Genomic DNA, 18070 nt, shown 5'->3' on the forward strand with positions numbered 1-18070 from the left:
ACTAGGGCGGTGATATAAGGCGAATAAACACTTATGACTTATACAAAAAGCTGTTTCATAAACGATGCTATTTACTTTGTTTATTTTTGCATATGCGTAATGTTTCAGAATTAGTTATGCATTTTTGTGTTACACTAATAAAGGTCTCACTTGTTTTATCCATAAATCAATTTTTCAATCCTAATTCTACCATATATTTAAAACAAAGGTTGCGAGCTCTCTAAGCAGTTCAAACTTTTGTATGTTAGATTGAGGCGAAAATATTGTGTATATTGGTTTGTGTCATCTTTAAAATGTGAAAAAAGCTTCATTTGAGGAAAATATAAATGCGTAAATGTAAAAACACGTTTCCACGATCATCTTTTATATTCAACTTTACAATTTAAAAAAACGTCTACGGTGATGTTTTTGAATAATGAGGGTAATGACGAATTATCTTACGCTTTTGTTTCTTGCATTCTCGTGAGGTTGCATCGCTCATTCAAAACAAAACGCCATTGTACTGTTTATTCACGCGCTTTTTTAAGGAGCATCTCTCAATGTTCCCAAACTCATTTTACAACGATGTTTGAATAGTATAACGCAAAATACCCTGTGAATACTACAAGATTTATGTCCCCCATCTTTCCCATCGTGACAATAAAGTGCAAATCAGAATCATCATTTTATTTTTCAGCTCTTAAATGTTGATGCAACCTTAATGTTGAGAAAACCCTCGGCATTTGAGGGGTATTTTTACTCTTTTCTTCAATATATCTATATACTTCCCAGGTTGTGATACGCAAGGAAATGGTCTTAATATTTTAAGATACGCAATAAAGTATATACAGCTTATTTCTTATATTAAAAAATTAAATCGCTTTTCTCTAAAATTACTTTTTATATATTCATTTTGGAAAATTAACATCAGAAATCTAAGCATTTTCAATGGTTTCAAAAATAGCAAGAATTTTATTTATTAAACGCCAGATATTTTGGTGAAGTGCGTTAGATAATAGTTAAGAAGTGTTGCATCTTAGTTTTGAAAAATGGGGGAGAGATTTTGAAAATAAAAAAATCTATATATGTGAAACATCTTCAATTGCGTTTACAGTACTTTTTATTCAATAATCCATACAATATTTTTATTCGTATTTTATTTGTAGCGGGGGGGGTTCTATTTTCCTCTTACGCAGAAGCTGAAAGGTTGCCTTCTTTTTTTGATTCGCATGAACATTTGGTACAACCTGATACAACGGATATCTTTCGTTTGCGTTTTGTAACAACTTTTGATTTTCCTCCTTTTAATTTTATTGATCAATCGGGGTATCTTGCAGGTTATAATATCGATTTATTGCGCGCTATTTGCTCAAAATTAAAATTAGAGAAGCTTTGTGAAATAGAAGTGATTCCTTGGAAAGAGCTTGTAGAACATGTTAAAAATGGTGGTGCAGAAGTCATTATTGCGGGTTTAAAAGAAACAAGTAAAACCCAGCAAGATCTTGTTTTTACAAAGTCATATTTGCGCTTTCCAGCGCGATTTGTTGCTTCTCGACGTTTAAATCTCGATGAGCCAATAAGCGATCAATTGATACATTTAACCAGTGGTGTTTTGTCTAAAAGTGTTCACGAAAAACTCTTTCAATATTATTTTCCTAAAGCCAAATGGCAAAGGTTTAAAAAGAGAGAAGAGCTCTATAAAGCATTACAAGAGCGTAAAATTGACCTTATTTTTGATGATGGATTTGCTTTATCATTATGGTTCAAAAAACAAAAATCTGTTGATTGCTGCCATTTTGTTGGGGGGGCATATATGGCGCCACAGTTATTGGGGCAAGGAATGCAGCTTGCTGTTGCAAAAAAGAATGAAAAATTGGTTGATGTACTCAATTATGCGCTGAAATCTCTAGAAGAGGATGGTAAACTTACAGAACTTTATTTGCGTTATTTTCCAATAAGTTTTTATTGATGAGTAGTTTTTTAATTAAGGGCTGTTAATCTTTCTGCGCCTAGTCGATAGGAAATAGCTTCTGCGAGATGATAGCGTGAAAGAGTATCTGATCCGTCAAGATCAGCAATTGTGCGTGCAACTTTGAGAATGCGATGATAAGCGCGTGCGGAGAGGTGCATTTTTTCACTCACATCTCGTAAGAGTATGGTCGCACTTTTATCAGGAATGGCAATCTGTTCTATAATTTTGGCAGGGCAATCGCCATTGGTACGAATATGATCAAACCCCATTGTTGAAAAACGTTTAGCTTGAATGGTACGGCACCGTGCGACGCGTTTGGCAACGTCGCAGCTTTTTTCTGATTGTTCTGGTTGCATAAGGTCCATAGCCGTCAAAGCAGGGACATCAATCCGTAAATCAATTCGGTCAAGCAGAGGACCAGAAATACGGGACTGATAATCGATTTGACAGCGTATCCCTTTAGGGCAAACATGGTCTTTTTCGCCTGCCATACCACAACGGCAAGGATTCATTGCGGCAATAAGTTGGAAGCGAGCAGGATAGCTAATATGGTGATTAGCGCGGGCGATAACTGACTCCCCACTTTCTAAAGGTTGACGAAGAGAATCAAGAACCCGTGGAGAAAATTCAGGCAATTCATCAAGGAATAACACACCATTATGAGCAAGGGAGACCTCTCCCGGTCGTCCTTTAAGCCCTCCACCAATCATTGCGGCCATGGAAGCAGAATGATGTGGGGAACGAAAGGGGCAATGAAGTGAAATGGTATTATGAACCGTTTCTCCTGTAATAGAAGCAATCAGAGAGACATCTAAAAGCTCACGGCTATCAAGAGGTGGCAAAATGGAAGGTAAGCGTTGCGCTAGCATAGATTTTCCAGCACCAGGGGGACCTACAAACAAAAGGTTATGGCGTCCAGCAGCACAAACTTCTAAGGCACGTTTGGCTGTTTTTTGTCCTTTGATTTCGCAAAGATCTGGAAGTTCAGTTTCGATAGTATATTGGCGCGGTTGTGGACGTTTTTGAATTTGGGTTCCTTTGAAATGGTTGACTATAGTGAGCAGAGTCTCTGGAGCAAGAATATTTATTTCTGCATTTGCCCATGCTGCTTCAGGTCCACATTGGAAGGGACAAATCAGTCCTTTATCGAGTGATAAAGCTGTCATGGCAGCTGGTAAAACACCATTAACAGCGGTAAGTGAACCATCCAGTGATAATTCTCCTAAAATGATATAGTCTTGAGCTACTTCGGGAGGGAGGATTCCCATAGCAAGCATTAAGCCTACGGCGATTGGCAAATCATAATGCGATCCCTCTTTAGGCAAATCAGCTGGTGCAAGATTAATCGTAATTCGTTTAGTAGGCATAGAAAGTCCACAAGCGTGGAGGGCTGCTTGTACACGTTCACGGCTTTCTGCAACTGCTTTATCAGCTAATCCAACAATAGCCATTCCTATTTTACCAGACGAAATCATAACCTGTACATCGACAGGGACTGCCTCTAGACCGCGAAAAGCAACAGTTGTAATACGTGCGATCATTTATTTATTTTCCCCCTTTAGACTTGGTAGAGACAATCATATCTATTTATAAAAATCAAGAAGCATCTCTATAGCTTTTTTTATAGAGAGAACTATATACGTGGGCAGTTTTTTAGCATTCCCATGGAAAGTCATTTGTACAAATTTAACCATGATGATATGGGACGCAATAAAACATTTATAATAAGCTAAATAAATATGTTAAGAAAAAAAGAATGAGGCTGTTCGTGTTATACAACAGTGCAAAATTTTATGAAAATATAAGGGGAGGATAACGTTATGTATCGCAGAGTGTTATTTGATGTGATAAAACGTGTAAAATGTGCAAAGTAATTATATTTACCTTTCTTATTTTTATATTATTTAAAGCGTAGTAGATGCAAAGTGTATTATAAGGTATCTGATTTTATGGTATACCAGACAAGAATTTTGTTAAAATCAGGGACTGTGCGCTGTGTATTTATAGGCTTGTGTTTTACTTTTTCTTTTCCACAGCCACTTGCTGCATTTGATTTTTTCGGCATCCCTCTTTTTGGTCAAAAGAAAACAAATTCTTCTTCACATTATGCCAAAAGTACAGAGAAATTTTATAAAGTTGATGTTGTTGCACCGCCAGGTGCACCATTAGAAGGTATAAAAATAGTTAAATCTGTTTCTTCTCTTGTTGCTGATAAAGAGAAAGCATCCGCCAGTTCTTCTGGTTTGCTCGCCAAGGCGCGTTCAGATTATCGAGCAATTCTTTCTGCTCTTTATGCTGATGGACGCTATGGTGGTGTTATTAGCATTAAAATTAATGGCTTAGAAGTCGCTGATTTAAGTCCGGTAACTCAACTTCCAGCACAATCGAATATCGTTATTACAATTAATGCTGGTCCACAATATGTTTTTAGTATTGCCAATATTGATAAAGTAGCTCCGTTTGAAAAACGTAAAGCGCATAAAATGCCCACAATTGAAGAATTGGGCTATAAAGTTGGGGCTATTGCTAAATCTGAAACCATTTTGAAAGCAGAAAAATGGGCGATAGAAGGATGGCGGCAACAAGGTTATGCTAAAGCTAAAATTATGAAGAGTGAAGTCGTGGCTGATCATGCTACATTGCGTGTTGAAGGACGGATTGTTGTTGGTCCTGGACAAAAGGCTTATTATGGTCCTTTAAGTGTGCGTAATATAAGTAAGAAACCACGTGTAGATTCAGCTTATATCGCGTGGATGACCGGATTGAAACCAGGGCAGATATACGATTCTGATGCGTTAGCTAAGGCAAATGAACGTCTTGCGCGCCTTGGTGTTTTTCGTGCTATCAATATACGTGAGGCTGATACTATTAATCTAGATGGTAGTTTACCGCTTGCACTTGTTGTACAAGAACGTAAACCGCGTCGTTTTGGTGTAGGCGGTAGCTATTCAACTTTAGACGGTGCTGGTTTTGAGACTTATTGGATGCATAATAATCTTTTGGGTCATGCAGAGACTCTTAAAATTGAAACAAAAATAAGTGGTGTTGGTAGCAATAAAAAGCAATCATATAATTTTAAAAATTTTGATTATCTTTTCGGTGGTACATTTGTAAAGCCCGGTGTACTCACGCCAGATACAGATTTCAGATCAGAATTAAAAATACAACAAGATGTTTTAGAAAATTATACGACAAAAGCCATCAAAGGAAAATTAGGTATTACGCATATTTTTAATGGTAATCTATCGGGACAGGCTGCTGTAGAAGTTTCAAATGGTTATTCACGTGATATCTATTTTGGGAGCCGTAATTTTACAACAATCGGTTTCCCTAGCGGCTTGATTTACGATAGTCGTAATAATAAGTTTAATGCAACAAAAGGTTTATATGGTGAAGTTTTCATTGAGCCTTTTTATGAGATGCGTTTTAGCAACTTTGTTGCAAAAGTAACAGCAGAAGGTCGTTCTTATTGGGCGTTGGATGAAGGGGATCGTTTTGTTGTTGCTGCGCGGGCAAAGCTTGGTACAATTCTTGGGAATGATACAGCACAAGTACCCGCAAATACGCTTTTTTTTGCTGGTGGTGGGGGCTCTGTTCGTGGTTATGCTTACCGTAATATTGGTATCAAAACAGAAAATGATGGGGTTGTTGGTGGACGGGCGCTTATTGAGGGGTCAGCAGAATTGCGTGTTTCTGTAAATGATAAAATAGGGTTTGTCAGTTTTCTTGATGGAGGTTTAGTAGGGAAAAAGGCGAATTTTGATTTTTCTCAAAAAATTAAATGGGGAGCCGGTATAGGAGGTCGTTATATGACGGGTCTTGGTCCTTTACGCGTTGATTTAGCCTTTCCTTTAAAGAGAGAGAAGGGTGACCCTCGCATTGGTTTTTATGTGGGTATAGGGCAAGCATTTTAATGAAAAAAGGTGTACGTTTATCAGCTTTCTTCTTTGTATTTTTGTTTTTTGGGGTGGGTGGTTTTGTTTTTGCGCAAAGAGGAGACATTCTTCCCTCTAGCGAAATGAAAACAGATGATCGCTCATGGTTTGTTTCTTTAATTGAACGAAAGCTTTCAGCGCCTAATCGTCAAGTTCGTTTACACAATATGCAAGGGACACTGTCTTCTCAAACATCAATTGATACTATTACTGTCAGTGATAAAAAAGGAGTTTGGCTTAAAATTACCAATGCTAAAATGGATTGGAATCGTCTAGCGTTGCTGAGAGGGCGGATGGATATTAACCAGCTTTCGGCAGAACAGGTTACATTTTTACGCAAACCGCAAGGCAATTCTTCTTTTGTTTCTTCCCTTGAGACTGGTAAATTCTCTTTACCAAAATTGCCGCTTGCTCTTTCTATCAATACGCTTACAGCTCAACATGTGACATTTGAACAGAATCTTTTTGGTTTTTCTGCTGATATGTCCTTAAAAGGCAATTTCACCTTGGCTGGTGGTAATTTTGATGTCGATATAGCGGCGCATCGTTTAGATGCACCGGGTTCTTTTTCTGTTCTCACCAAGATATCTGATAGTAATCGTACAGCTCAAATTGATATTTCTGCTAACGAACCACAAAATGGTATTTTGGCGAATATTTTTAACATTGAACAACGTCCAGCATTAAGTCTCGTCGTGAAAGGTGATGGTACTTTTGATGATTTGGTTATCAAACTTTCTTTAGAGTCCGATCATCATTCTATTTTAGATGGTAATGTTATTCTTGCAAGTGTTCCAGAAGGACAGAGTTTTTCTACGAAATTAGAGGGAACACTGAGCCCTTTAATACCTGTTCAATATCGTAGTCTCTTCGAATCTGATATAACATTAAAAGCAAAGGCAAGAAGAACAAAAGAAGGTGTGACACACCTTGATCAGATGGTTATTCAGAACAAAGCAATGAATGTTATAGCCAATGCTGAAATAACCGCCGATGGATTCTTGCGACGGCTTTTTGTTGATGGCAAAATGGCTCTTGATAACGAAAAGGAGTCTATTCATTTACCTATATCAGAAGTGCCAAAACCTGCGAATACTCTTGCTTTGAACATTGACTATGGTCGCGAAGGTCAACAATCTTGGAATGGGCGGTTGGTTGTAAATCATTTAAGCAATAAAAATATTTATATTCGCGATGCAATTTTTGATATGGGAGGAGTAAGCGAAAATCTTGATAATGCAGCTTCTCGTCATGTTGGTGTTCAGGTTAAAGGGACGCTTCAAGGGGTTAAAAAGATTAAGGGAGCGTTAGTAGAAAATTTAAGCCAAGCGGTTCATGTGCATTTAGATACGGATATTGTTTCGAACAAACCAATTTTGATTCATGATCTGAGTGTTACGGCTCAGGGTTTTTCTTCTTGGTTAAAAGGGACAATGGAGAATTTTGTTTTTAAAGGCGATCTCGGTTTAAAAGCTCAAACATTAACTCCTTTGGAAGTGTTCAGTAAACAATCACTTTCTGGTAGTGCAGATATTAAAGCCAAAGGAACGATCAGTTTATTGAGTGGTATTTTTGATCTCCAATTATCAGGAATGGCTGACGATATAAAAATAGGCATGCAGTCTTTTGATCGTTTATTCAAAGGAAATACTACTCTTTCAGGTGGCGCTGCTCGAAATACAATGGGCTTCACTTTACGTCATTTTAATTTGAAAAATCAATATACAAACATAGAGGCTAATGGTTATTTTTCAGATGAAAGCGCTAAAATGGATCTATCTGCTCAAATATCTGATTTGTCCAAATTAGATCCAAAGATAAGCGGTGCGCTTACAATTCAAAGTACGGCGAGAGGGCGCAATAGCCATATAAAACTAAATACACGTGCCCATATTGATGAAGCATTAATTGTAGGGAAGAAACTTCAAAACACAACACTTAATATAGATGCATTTGTAGATAATACAGCACCAGTTACTTCTTTAACGGGGGCGGTAAAAGGTGAAGGGGTTTTTGCTAAAAAAACTTTGCATTTATCGGCCTCTTTTGAAGATTCTCATAAAATTCGAAAACTTGAAAATATCGATATTAGAGGGGGAAGTGCAAAAATAACGGGTGATCTTTCTCAACAACTTGGCGGTTTTTTGAAAGGAGCGCTGCATATTGATGCCGATGATATTTCCGTACTTTCAGCGTTATTTTTGCAGGATGGTAGTGGAAAAGTAAAAGGAGATTTTATTTTTGATGAACAAAATGGCAGACAAAAAACCAATGTGAAGGCGCATGTTAACCATTTGAATTTTTCCAAGAATAAAATAAAAAAATTGGCAATAGATGCTGACATATTCGATCCTTTTGGCATGACTCAGTTTGAAGGAGTTATCAATGCAGAACATATTCAAACACCTTTGGTAATGGTCAATCGTTTAAATGCTCACGCTGATAGGAATAATGGACAAACGGTTTTTACTGTCCAGGCGATGTTGCATGATACTCTCAATGCAAGGCTTTCTGGTCGTTTAATGGTTGAGGAACTTCCAGAAAGTATAAAACGAGAAGTGCAAATCGAAGCTGTGGACTTAAAACAACATACTTTTCATGCAACATTGCCGAAGCCATCTATAATTTCTTTTGATAAAGATGGAATGACAATCAATGAATTAGGAATTGCAATAAATGGAGGCAACATCATTTTAGCAGGAAATATTCAAGATACCCTGAATTTACAACTTACAATGAATGCGCTTCCTGCTGCTTTAGTCAATCTGTGGAAATCCGATCTTGGAGCAGCAGGGAGTGTAACAGGGCAGGTTATGATTCGTGGTCATTTAAAAAAACCTGATATAACTTACGATATAAAAGGTGAGGGACTGACAACCGTTGCTTTTCAAGATAAAAAAATTATGCCTTTTTCTCTTTCTGCTACGGGAAATACTGTAGATCAAAATCTTACTTTGAATGCAAATTTAACAGGAGAAGGAGTACAAGCACAAGCTCAGGGGCGTGTATCTCTAGAGAAAAATGCGCTTGATCTTCATATTAATTTGCAAAATTTATCTGCACGTTTGGCGAATGGTTTTATTGCAGGACAAGCGCTTGATGGGACAGTGATAGGTAAAGTTGATATTGGTGGAACAATGAAGGATCCATCTGCTCATTTTGAGCTTTCTAGTCAAAATTTAACCGCTATGACGCATAAAGGACCGATGTCAATCAATATAAATGCTCGTGGTTCTTATAAAAAATCGACATTTCATATTGAAAATATGATAGCTACTGGAGATAAAGGATTAGATCTTTCCATCCATGGGCCTGTATCTCTTAATGGTTCAGAGGCAAAATTAAACGTTAAAGGGATAATGCCTCTTGATTTTGTTAATCTCTTATTAGCTAAGCGTGGTGCACATATAACGGGTACAGCAAGAATTGATACAGCTCTTAATGGGTCATTATCAAAGCCACAATTGATAGGAAATATTTCTATAGGCGACGGTAGCTTTTTTGATTCACAAACAAATGTAGGATTAAATAATATAACAATTGAAGGCAAATTGAAAGGTGATCATATCCTTATAGAAAAAGCTTCAGCTTCTTCGTTTGAGGGGGGAGGAATTTCTGCTTCAGGTCGTATCTCTAATGGTCTAGAGACAGATTTGATATTTCATCTTGATAATGCCAATTATAATGATGGTTCTATGATTCTGGCAACATTATCAGGTGAGATGACAATGACAGGTCATTTTTTAAATAGTCTTGTTCTTGGTGGTGATATCATCGTTGAAAAAGCTGAAGTTTTTGTTCCTGATCATTTTAAAAGTGCCAAGTTTCTTGATGTTAGAAATAAGAATTTAACTAAATCGATTCAAACAACACTTGAACGTGCTGATGTTAAGAACACGAACAAAAGCAAAAGCCGTATAGTTACACAAGAATCTTCATCTGTCGTGCTATCAAACATGCGTATTACAGCACGCAATCAATTTTTTGTACGCGGAAAAGGCTTAGATGCTGAACTGGGAGGACGCATTAATCTAGCAGGTCCATTGAATGATGTGCATCCAGTTGGTGAATTTAGAATGATTCGTGGACGTTTTGATATCCTGTCACAACGTCTTAATTTTGATCAAGGACAAGCGAGTTTTAGTGGTAATCTTAATCCTACGGTTTATTTTGTAACCAACAATAACAGTGGTGATATTCGTGTCACTGTAACTGTAAGTGGGACGGTTGATAATCTTGATATTAATTTTTCATCACAACCAAATTTGCCTCAGGATGAGATTTTGGCGCGTTTGATTTTTAATCGCTCTCTTAATGAATTATCACCATTTCAGATTGCTCAACTTGCAGCAGCAGCGGCTGATCTTGCAGGTAGTTCTAATACATCTTTGTTGAATACTTTACGAACTAAAATTGGACTTGATGATCTTGATGTTATCGTTAATGAGAAGGGGAATACAGGCTTACGTATTGGACGCTACATACACAATAATATTTATTTGGGTTTTGAAGCAGGGTCTGATGGAACGACGAAAGGGACAATTAATTTAGATATTTCGCGTCATCTCAAAGCTAAAGGTGCCATAGGAAATGAACAAAATTCTAGTATAGGTCTCTTTTATGAAAGAGATTATTAAAGATTGAATTTTAAAAAAACAATTTCTTCGTTTTGTCTCTCATTTCTAAATCTGAGGAAGGAGGCATAGACTAGAAATCCTATAAAAGAAGAAGCTTTTTGTTGAGGCGTGAAGAGATATATCTGAAATATTCGATTTTTGTTATGCTATTCTCTAAAGGGACAAAATCTTCACGAAAGATAGTATGTTATTTTGCTGCTATATATTTATTTTAGAGAAGTACCTTACCTTGTTTTCAAGCCCATATCGTGCTGTTGCCTAAAGAATGGAGTCTGTGCAATATATTGATTTATAAAGATAATTTATTGTTATTCAACTTGAATTAGAACTTTGCATATCGTACGAATCTCTTTCGTATTGAATCAATCAAAACCATTCGGTTTGTATACTACAAGCGGAGAATCCTGTGTGGATAAAACTATTAAGAAATGACTAAAAATGCCTCTTATGAATCATCTCGAGAGCTAAGAGCTGTCGCAACATTAGGAGTTGGCAGAATAGTGTGAATGGTGCCGGCTTGTTACTCCATAAGCGTAAAGATAGGGCAGCTTAATGGATTTATCATTATACAATTCACGGACGTTATCGCGAAATGGGCTTGGGGAAGACTTTGAGAGAGATTTCTTTAAAACAAGCAGGTGAATTTGCAACACAATGGCATTCTGTTTTTATGTGAAGGACATGATTCCATTAAAGACCGTCAAAAACGTGAGGCAAGCAGAGAATTCATAAGATATCGATTTTATTGTCAAACGCATTTAAAGCAATATTTTTTAATAATAAAAATTACCTATTATTTTAGATTTTGTTTATTGTGTCTGGAATAAGATCACTTTTCTTATAACGAATAGCTCCCCAAACAGAATACTCCAAAATATAACATTATTGTGTTGCAAGTTTATGTACTTGTTTTAAAGGAACATTTCTCAGTGTGCGCTTGAGTCTATTTCATAAGATTGCTTGTGAAATGGTATAAAGTACCTCTTATGAATGGTATAAAATCCACACTACCATTATTAATAAAGGTATAAGTATTTACTAAAGCTATAAGCCGGCATTATCATTCTATTTTCCAGCTTCTCATGTTGCTGACAATCTTTTCACTTGAAAGTGTAGAGGTATTTTTATTGCTTATCTTAAGAGTTTTTATGCATATACCAATATCTCTTATGACGTACAACAAGCGCTTTTGATTGATTCATCATAAATATAAAGAAAATTTGCAATAAGCAAATTACATCTTATCTTTTGCATTCAACAAAATAGCGAGTAAAGTTTTCATCTAAATCCAAGAAGTTTATTTTCAATAAACCATAAATTCTTTGCCAACTTTGATTAAAGTAATGCTTTTTCGTGGTAACAAGTCTTTTTTATAAATGGAGCATTACCTTCTATCCATTTTTTATTTCAAATTTTATTTAAGGATCTAGAAATTAGGAGGTATGTTTTTTGAACTGGATATTATGAAGTTTTTTATAAAACCCATGTTCTTTTGCTAGCAATTCTTTTTGGGTACCTTGTTCAATCAGTTGTCCATTTTGTATGACCACAATTTTATGAGCACGAGCAATCGTTGAAAGGCGATGAGCAATAATGATCGTTGTGCGTCCTTTAGTAAGGTGATGAATAGCTTCATTAATTTGTGCTTCGGTGTGTGAATCGAGCGCACTTGTTGCTTCATCAAGAATCAGAATTTCACTATCGTGAATCATTGCTCTAGCGATAGCGAGTCGTTGTTTTTGCCCCCCTGAAAGATTACAGCCATTATCACCTATCTGTGTATCATAACCATTTGGCAAACTCATAATAAAGTCATGAGCATTTGCTGCTTTTGCTGCTTCGATAATTTCGTCATCACTAGCTCCTTCTTTTCCTAGCCCGATATTATATTTAACAGTTCCTTGAAAGAGAAAAGTATCCTGTCCTACATAGGCCATCAGGTTTCTCAGAGAGCGAAATGTTGTGTAGCGAATGTCTTGATCATTAATCAATATGCGTCCTTTTGTGGGGTCATAGAGGCGCATAATAAGGTTGATAAGGGTTGATTTTCCCGAACCGGATGGTCCCACCAATGCTGTCATTTTTCCGGCTTCTATTTCTAGATTGATGTCTTTCAATATCATTTTGTTATTAGTGTATGCAAAAGAAATATGTTCGAAACGAATAGTTCCTTGCGTTTTATTCAGATCTTTAGCTTCTTTATGTTCTATAACTGTAAGGGGACAATCGAGTATTTCAAACATCGTACGGATATTGACCAAGCCAGATTCAATTTTAACACGTACATTTGCTAGTCTTTTTGCGGGTTCATAAGCTAAAAGTAAAGCAACAATAAAGGACATAAATTCACCTTGAACACCTGCGCGTTGGGTTGCAAGATAACCGGAAAAACAAATAATACCTGCAATGGCAACACCCGTGAGTGTTTCCATAATTGGATTGGTAATAGCTTCGAGTGTTGCAATACTGTTTGTTTGTTTTTCAACATCACAAATGGCTTTGTCCATCCGTTTTTTCATGACTTCTTCTAGTGAAAAGGCCTTGATGATTCGAATACCAACAGCCGTTTCCTGTACGATTTTGATAATTTCACCAAGTGAAAGGAGCTCTTTTTCCATCAAGCTGCGAACGCGTTTTAAAGCCATTCGAACGCCTAAAAAAGCTAGTGGTCCTACGATTAAAGTAATGGAGATTAACACAAAGTTTTGAATGAACATGACAAGCAACAGACCACTAACGGAAAGCAAATCACGTACAAAAGTTGTGATAATAGTATCAATTATATTACGTACGGCTGTCGCGTTATGAGTTACACGAACAAGAAGATCAGATGAAGTGTTATTATGATAAAAAGAGACTCCTTGTTCCATAAGTCGTGCAAAAATTTTACGCTGTTGTTCAGCAATGATACTATTGCCTGCTTTGTTTAGAAAGTAAGTTTGGAAAAAAGTTGCAACTCCTTTGAGAATAAAGATAAAAGCAATGAAGCTAGAAATCAAAACAATCATAGGAAAATTTTGTGCATCAATAATCTGATTAACAACATCCCGCATAATCCATGCACTGGTTGCTGTGGTACAAGAAATGATGATCATTGAGAAGATAGCCGCACTGTACCAACGCATATGTTTACGAAAATTTTCTCGCAAAAGGCGGATAATAAGATGTTTGTCAAAAGAGGAAATTTGTTTTTTAGCCATGAAGAGCTTCTATATTCTCTCATTATTTTATGCAAGATTGAAACACTCTTAATTAAAAAGCCCCTTAATCTTTTTTACAAAAATAGCTTTTTCTTTCAAGGTTCATCACATCAATTTCACGACGGTGAGAGTGAAGAATGTAGTGCAAAGTTTCTGTGAAAGGTATAACGAAAATTCGTTGTTCATCATTATTTTTAGTTTTCAATAAAAGGTACCGGCGAGTTTCTCTATTGTATTTACCAATTTCCATATTGTGATAGTCTTTGGCACTTGAAATGGTTCACAAAAAACATTTCTGCTTTTTTAATAATTTTATGTATCATCTCCATTTGTGATGTGTAAGCAAACAATTTTGCCGCATTGCATGATAAGAGAGATTGAAATAAGAAAACCTTACGATATTTGAGCTTTCTCATTAATATGCAAAATAACGAATTCTTCTTATAAATTGATAAAGCATTATTAAACTCTTAAAAGGATTTATACACATTTATAAAACCTTAAAAGCACCACAAAAATTCTATGTGGTGCTTCTAAATAATACTATACACATCATTTTGATGCGTTGCATGCGAATATTATTCCAATGCAAAACTATTTAGGTGCTATCACCATCATCATTTGCCGGCCTTCAAGCTTTGGCTCCAATTCGATTTTGGCAATTTCACTTGTATCTTCTTTCACACGCTGAAGAAGCTTTAATCCAAGATCTTGGTGAGCCATCTCACGACCACGAAAACGCAAAGTAATCTTTACTTTATCACCATGATCAATAAAGCGATGAACAGCCTTGAGTTTAACTCCATAATCATGGACATCAACATTTGGGCGCATCTTAATCTCTTTGATTTCGATGACTTTTTGCTTCTTACGTGTTTCAGCAGCTTTTTTTTGGGTTTGATATTTTAATTTTCCCAAATCGATGATTTTACATACAGGTGGCTCCGCATTTGGTACAATTTCAACCAAATCAAGTCCCGCATCTGCAGCCATAGCAAGAGCTTCTTGTATCGCAACAACTCCCTGATGTTGTCCCTCATCATTGATAAGCTGAACATGAGGTACCCGAATATCCTGATTTGAACGTGGTCCGTCTTTTTGGGTAGGTGTCATTTTAAACGGTTTACGAATGGTTTATGCTCCTTAAATTTTGATTCAACTACAGTTAATTTAATATACAATTATGTACCTAAAAACAACTATAATTCGTGTTATTTTCATTATTTGATTTATTACTTTTTGGAATGATTTAGATTATAAAAGTTTTTCTCTTAATTTACAGAAATTGTTTTATAGAGGATAAAAAATCATGGATCAAAATATTCCTTGTCAGTTTTTTTCATTTGAGAACACCGCACTTGCAGTACGCTATCGCAAGGGGCGCCAATCTCCAGGTTTGGTTTGGCTTCCTGGCTATCAATCCGATATGTTAGGAAGTAAGGCAACGTTAGTTGATCAGTTTGCTCAGAAGAATGATTTGTCTTGTTTACGTTTTGATTATTCTGGACATGGAGAATCTGAAGGTGATTTTTTTCAAGGAACAATTTCGCGTTGGGTTAAGGAAAGTTTAGCGACTTTTGAAACCTATTGTGAGGGTCCACAAATTTTGATTGGTTCCTCTATGGGGGGGTGGATTGCGCTAAGGCTTGCAATGATGCTAGCACAGAAAAATAAGAAGCTTGCTGGCATGATATTGATTGCTCCAGCACCTGATTTTACACAAACATTGGTGGAACCAAAATTAGGCCCAGAAGAATGGAAGATTTTGGAGGATAAAGGCTATATTGAACGACCTGCAGTTGATGATACAGAGCCAATGCCCTTTACAAAAACATTGATTGAAGATGGGCGCGAAAATTGTGTTATGAAAGGATGCATTGATGTTGGATGTCCAGTCCATATTCTACAAGGGATGGAAGATGAAGATATCCCCTATCAGCATACATTGACTTTACTTGATCATTTACCTCTCCATGATGTAACATTGACACTTGTTCGTGATGCGGATCATCGCTTTTCTCGTCCACAAGATTTAGATTGCCTTGAAACAGTATTGAGATCTTTTATTAATCAGATTAATGCAAAGTAAGGGGTACATTTATTGATGAAGATAAAAATATATGAGCATTTCTAAACAGCATTTTATTTTTTCTGAGCGCTCTGTACCTGTACGGGTGCGGGAAAATAAGTATGCGCGCCGTCTTACCTTACGTATTGATGCCAGAAGTCAGGAGATTTGTGTAACAACACCACCAGCAATAAATCTCTATGCGGTTGAAAATTTTATTGAAAAGCATCGATCTTGGATTGAGGCACGTCTTGCTCATGTACAAATCTCTCATAAAAATGCTTATCTCAAAGAGGGGGCGACAATTCCCTTATTGGGTGTTTCTCATACCATAAAGCATAGAGAGGGACGTGGGGTAACAGAAATCATTACAGCAGATGCGGAGCAAGGGCCTGAAATTATTGTTTATGGTCAATTAGAATATCTCCCAAGACGCATTGCTGACGTTTTGAAAAAACAAGCGGCGCTTATTATAACGCCTTTGGTGGCACATTATGCTCATCAGGTAGAGCGTAAAGTCAAATCCATTTGTTATAAAGATACGAGAAGTCGTTGGGGCTCTTGTTCAATCGATAAGCGTCTTTCTTTTTCTTGGCGCCTTATTATGGCACCAAAAGAAGTTGTTGAGTATGTTGTTGCCCATGAAGTTGCTCATCTTGTTGAAATGAATCATGGGCCAAGATTTTGGGCTCTTTGTGAAGAGCTATGTCCTGATAGTAAAACATATCGTGCTTGGTTGAAAGAAAATGCTCCTAGACTGCATGCAATTAATTTTGATTCATATAATTTAGAGGCGTAAAAAACTTTCAAATGAAGGCAATATTTAACGGAACTTTTTGTTGAGTGTTTTGTTGAGTGTGTGCTTGCTCATGCATAATGAGGAAGCCATTGAAGCTCTCAGCACGATTGTTCTCCCCTGCTTGGTTTGCTGAGTGTCTTCAATGTTTTGCTTTATCTTTTTTGTAATTCAGCGTAATAACCCTAAGTTCCGATGACTTATAAAAAAATGGGAAGGTTTTTTATGTCTGTTCTTACAGATCCACTTCAGCTATTACAGGCACTTATTCGTTGTCCTTCTGTTACACCTCATGAAGCAGGGGCTTTATCAACTTTGGAACAATTTTTGAAAAAAATGGGATTTCACGTCGATCGCCCTGTTTTTACGGATAAAAATACAGATAATGTTGAAAATCTTTATGCAAAAATGGGGAGTGAAGGACCCCATCTTATGTTTGCGGGTCATACGGATGTCGTACCGCCAGGTGCATTGGAAGATTGGACTTACCCACCTTTTGAAGCTGTTATAGATCAGGGGAAATTATATGGGCGGGGTGCTGTTGATATGAAGGGTGGTATCGCTTGTTTTATTGCGGCTCTAGCGCGAGTTCTTGAGAAACGACCCATTAAAGGAAGGGTAAGCCTTTTAATTACTGGTGACGAAGAGGGGCCTGCTGTTAATGGTACGGTAAAACTTCTCAAATGGGCAGAAAAAAAAGGCGAAAAATGGACTGCGGCTCTTGTGGGAGAACCAACAAGCGTAAAGACTGTTGGTGATATTATCAAAATTGGTCGCCGCGGATCGATTTCTGGTGTCATTACCGTGAAGGGTCGTCAAGGTCATGTTGCTTTTCCAGAGAGGGCTGCCAATCCCTTGCCTTTGGCAAGTAAGCTTATTCAAGCATTGACACAAACCGTTTTAGATAAAGGGACAGAAAATTTTCAACCCAGTAATTTAGAGCTAACAAGCATCGATACCGGTAATTTAGCGGTCAATGTTATTCCAGCGCAGACAACAGTTCATTTTAATATACGCTACAATGATCTTTGGACAAAAGAAACACTGATGAAGGAAATTGAAAAGCGTCTTGCTTTGGTGCAATCAAAAAACAATGGTGACCAATATCCCTCTTATCAGCTTGAATGGATTCCAAGTTTAGGAGATGTTTTTTTGACCAAAAATGATAAACTCATTCAAACTTTATCCAATGCTATTAAAAGTGTAACAGGGAATATACCAGAATGTTCCACTTCTGGTGGTACTTCAGATGCACGATTTATTAAGGATTATTGCCCAGTGGTCGAATTTGGCTTACCGGGGCAAACGATGCATATGGTAGATGAGTGTGTAGCCCTTGATGCAATAGAAACACTTACTACTATTTATGAGCGTTTTATTATTGAATTTTTTGCATAAAGAAAAGGTTGCTGGTTCAAAAATACCTTTATCTTGTTGTGCCATAAGATATTGCCATTTATGGTGTGGTGATACGAGACTCGTA

9 protein-coding genes and 1 pseudogene are annotated in these 18070 nt (G+C 36.9%); 7 read left to right on the forward strand and 3 right to left on the reverse strand.

The features are described 5' to 3' along the window. Positions 1-1042: 1042 nt before the first annotated feature. A complete protein-coding gene (locus tag ACFINR_RS01965) occupies positions 1043-1948 on the forward strand; it encodes a transporter substrate-binding domain-containing protein (RefSeq protein ID WP_375612797.1) in 906 nt (301 codons plus the stop codon). An 11-nt stretch (positions 1949-1959) separates the two neighbouring features. Here the strand turns inward: ACFINR_RS01965 and ACFINR_RS01970 are convergent, their stop codons facing one another. Beyond that, positions 1960-3492 (reverse strand): YifB family Mg chelatase-like AAA ATPase, encoded by a 1533-nt coding sequence (locus ACFINR_RS01970; protein ID WP_375652387.1) that lies wholly within the window; start codon positions 3490-3492, stop codon positions 1960-1962. Between the two features lie 408 nt (positions 3493-3900). Between ACFINR_RS01970 and ACFINR_RS01975 the strand changes: the two genes are divergently transcribed. The 3 genes and pseudogenes from ACFINR_RS01975 to ACFINR_RS01985 all read left to right on the forward strand — a co-directional run. Then, positions 3901-5865, forward strand: a complete 1965-nt coding sequence (locus ACFINR_RS01975) for an autotransporter assembly complex family protein (RefSeq protein ID WP_375652388.1) — start codon at positions 3901-3903, stop codon at positions 5863-5865. After that, positions 5865-10523 (forward strand): translocation/assembly module TamB domain-containing protein, encoded by a 4659-nt coding sequence (locus ACFINR_RS01980; RefSeq protein WP_375652389.1) that lies wholly within the window; start codon positions 5865-5867, stop codon positions 10521-10523. The genes ACFINR_RS01975 and ACFINR_RS01980 overlap by 1 nt, the downstream gene beginning before the upstream one ends. A 438-nt stretch (positions 10524-10961) precedes the next feature. Then, positions 10962-11239: pseudogene (locus tag ACFINR_RS01985) on the forward strand (integrase arm-type DNA-binding domain-containing protein); the annotation flags it as partial. 717 nt (positions 11240-11956) lie between these two features. Here the strand turns inward: ACFINR_RS01985 and ACFINR_RS01990 are convergent. Both ACFINR_RS01990 and infC read right to left on the reverse strand, forming a co-directional pair. Further along, complete coding sequence (locus ACFINR_RS01990; protein WP_375652390.1) at positions 11957-13723, reverse strand: ABC transporter ATP-binding protein; 1767 nt, start codon at positions 13721-13723, stop codon at positions 11957-11959. Positions 13724-14317: 594 nt separating this feature from the next. Then, positions 14318-14836 carry a translation initiation factor IF-3 gene (gene infC / locus ACFINR_RS01995; protein WP_026500140.1) on the reverse strand — a complete coding sequence of 173 codons (519 nt, stop codon included), beginning with the start codon at positions 14834-14836 and terminating at the stop codon, positions 14318-14320. A gap of 196 nt (positions 14837-15032) precedes the next feature. Between infC and ACFINR_RS02000 the strand changes: the two genes are divergently transcribed. The 3 genes from ACFINR_RS02000 to dapE all read left to right on the forward strand — a co-directional run bounded on the left by ACFINR_RS02000 (position 15033) and on the right by dapE (position 17985). Beyond that, positions 15033-15812 (forward strand): alpha/beta hydrolase, encoded by a 780-nt coding sequence (locus ACFINR_RS02000; protein ID WP_375652391.1) that lies wholly within the window; start codon positions 15033-15035, stop codon positions 15810-15812. Between the two features lie 31 nt (positions 15813-15843). After that, the gene (locus ACFINR_RS02005) at positions 15844-16590 is read left to right on the forward strand and encodes a M48 family metallopeptidase (RefSeq protein ID WP_375611379.1); all 747 of its coding nucleotides are present in this window, start codon (positions 15844-15846) and stop codon (positions 16588-16590) included. 222 nt (positions 16591-16812) lie between these two features. Then, the gene (gene dapE, locus ACFINR_RS02010) at positions 16813-17985 is read left to right on the forward strand and encodes a succinyl-diaminopimelate desuccinylase (protein WP_375652392.1); all 1173 of its coding nucleotides are present in this window, start codon (positions 16813-16815) and stop codon (positions 17983-17985) included. The last annotated feature ends 85 nt before the right edge of the window (positions 17986-18070 follow it).

Origin of the sequence: Bartonella sp. AP19HLJMH, from assembly GCF_042196245.1 — a bacterium.
In the GTDB taxonomy this organism is placed as follows: Bacteria; Pseudomonadota; Alphaproteobacteria; order Rhizobiales; family Rhizobiaceae; genus Bartonella.

Coding starts and splice junctions, on each gene's coding strand:
- ACFINR_RS01990 (WP_375652390.1), bottom strand. CDS start 13,723: ATGGCTAAAAAACAAATTTCCTCTTTTGACAAACATCTTATTATCCGC.
- ACFINR_RS01980 (WP_375652389.1), top strand. CDS start 5,865: ATGAAAAAAGGTGTACGTTTATCAGCTTTCTTCTTTGTATTTTTGTTT.
- infC (WP_026500140.1), bottom strand. CDS start 14,836: ATGACACCTACCCAAAAAGACGGACCACGTTCAAATCAGGATATTCGG.
- ACFINR_RS01975 (WP_375652388.1), top strand. CDS start 3,901: ATGGTATACCAGACAAGAATTTTGTTAAAATCAGGGACTGTGCGCTGT.
- ACFINR_RS01970 (WP_375652387.1), bottom strand. CDS start 3,492: ATGATCGCACGTATTACAACTGTTGCTTTTCGCGGTCTAGAGGCAGTC.
- dapE (WP_375652392.1), top strand. CDS start 16,813: ATGTCTGTTCTTACAGATCCACTTCAGCTATTACAGGCACTTATTCGT.
- ACFINR_RS02000 (WP_375652391.1), top strand. CDS start 15,033: ATGGATCAAAATATTCCTTGTCAGTTTTTTTCATTTGAGAACACCGCA.
- ACFINR_RS02005 (WP_375611379.1), top strand. CDS start 15,844: ATGAGCATTTCTAAACAGCATTTTATTTTTTCTGAGCGCTCTGTACCT.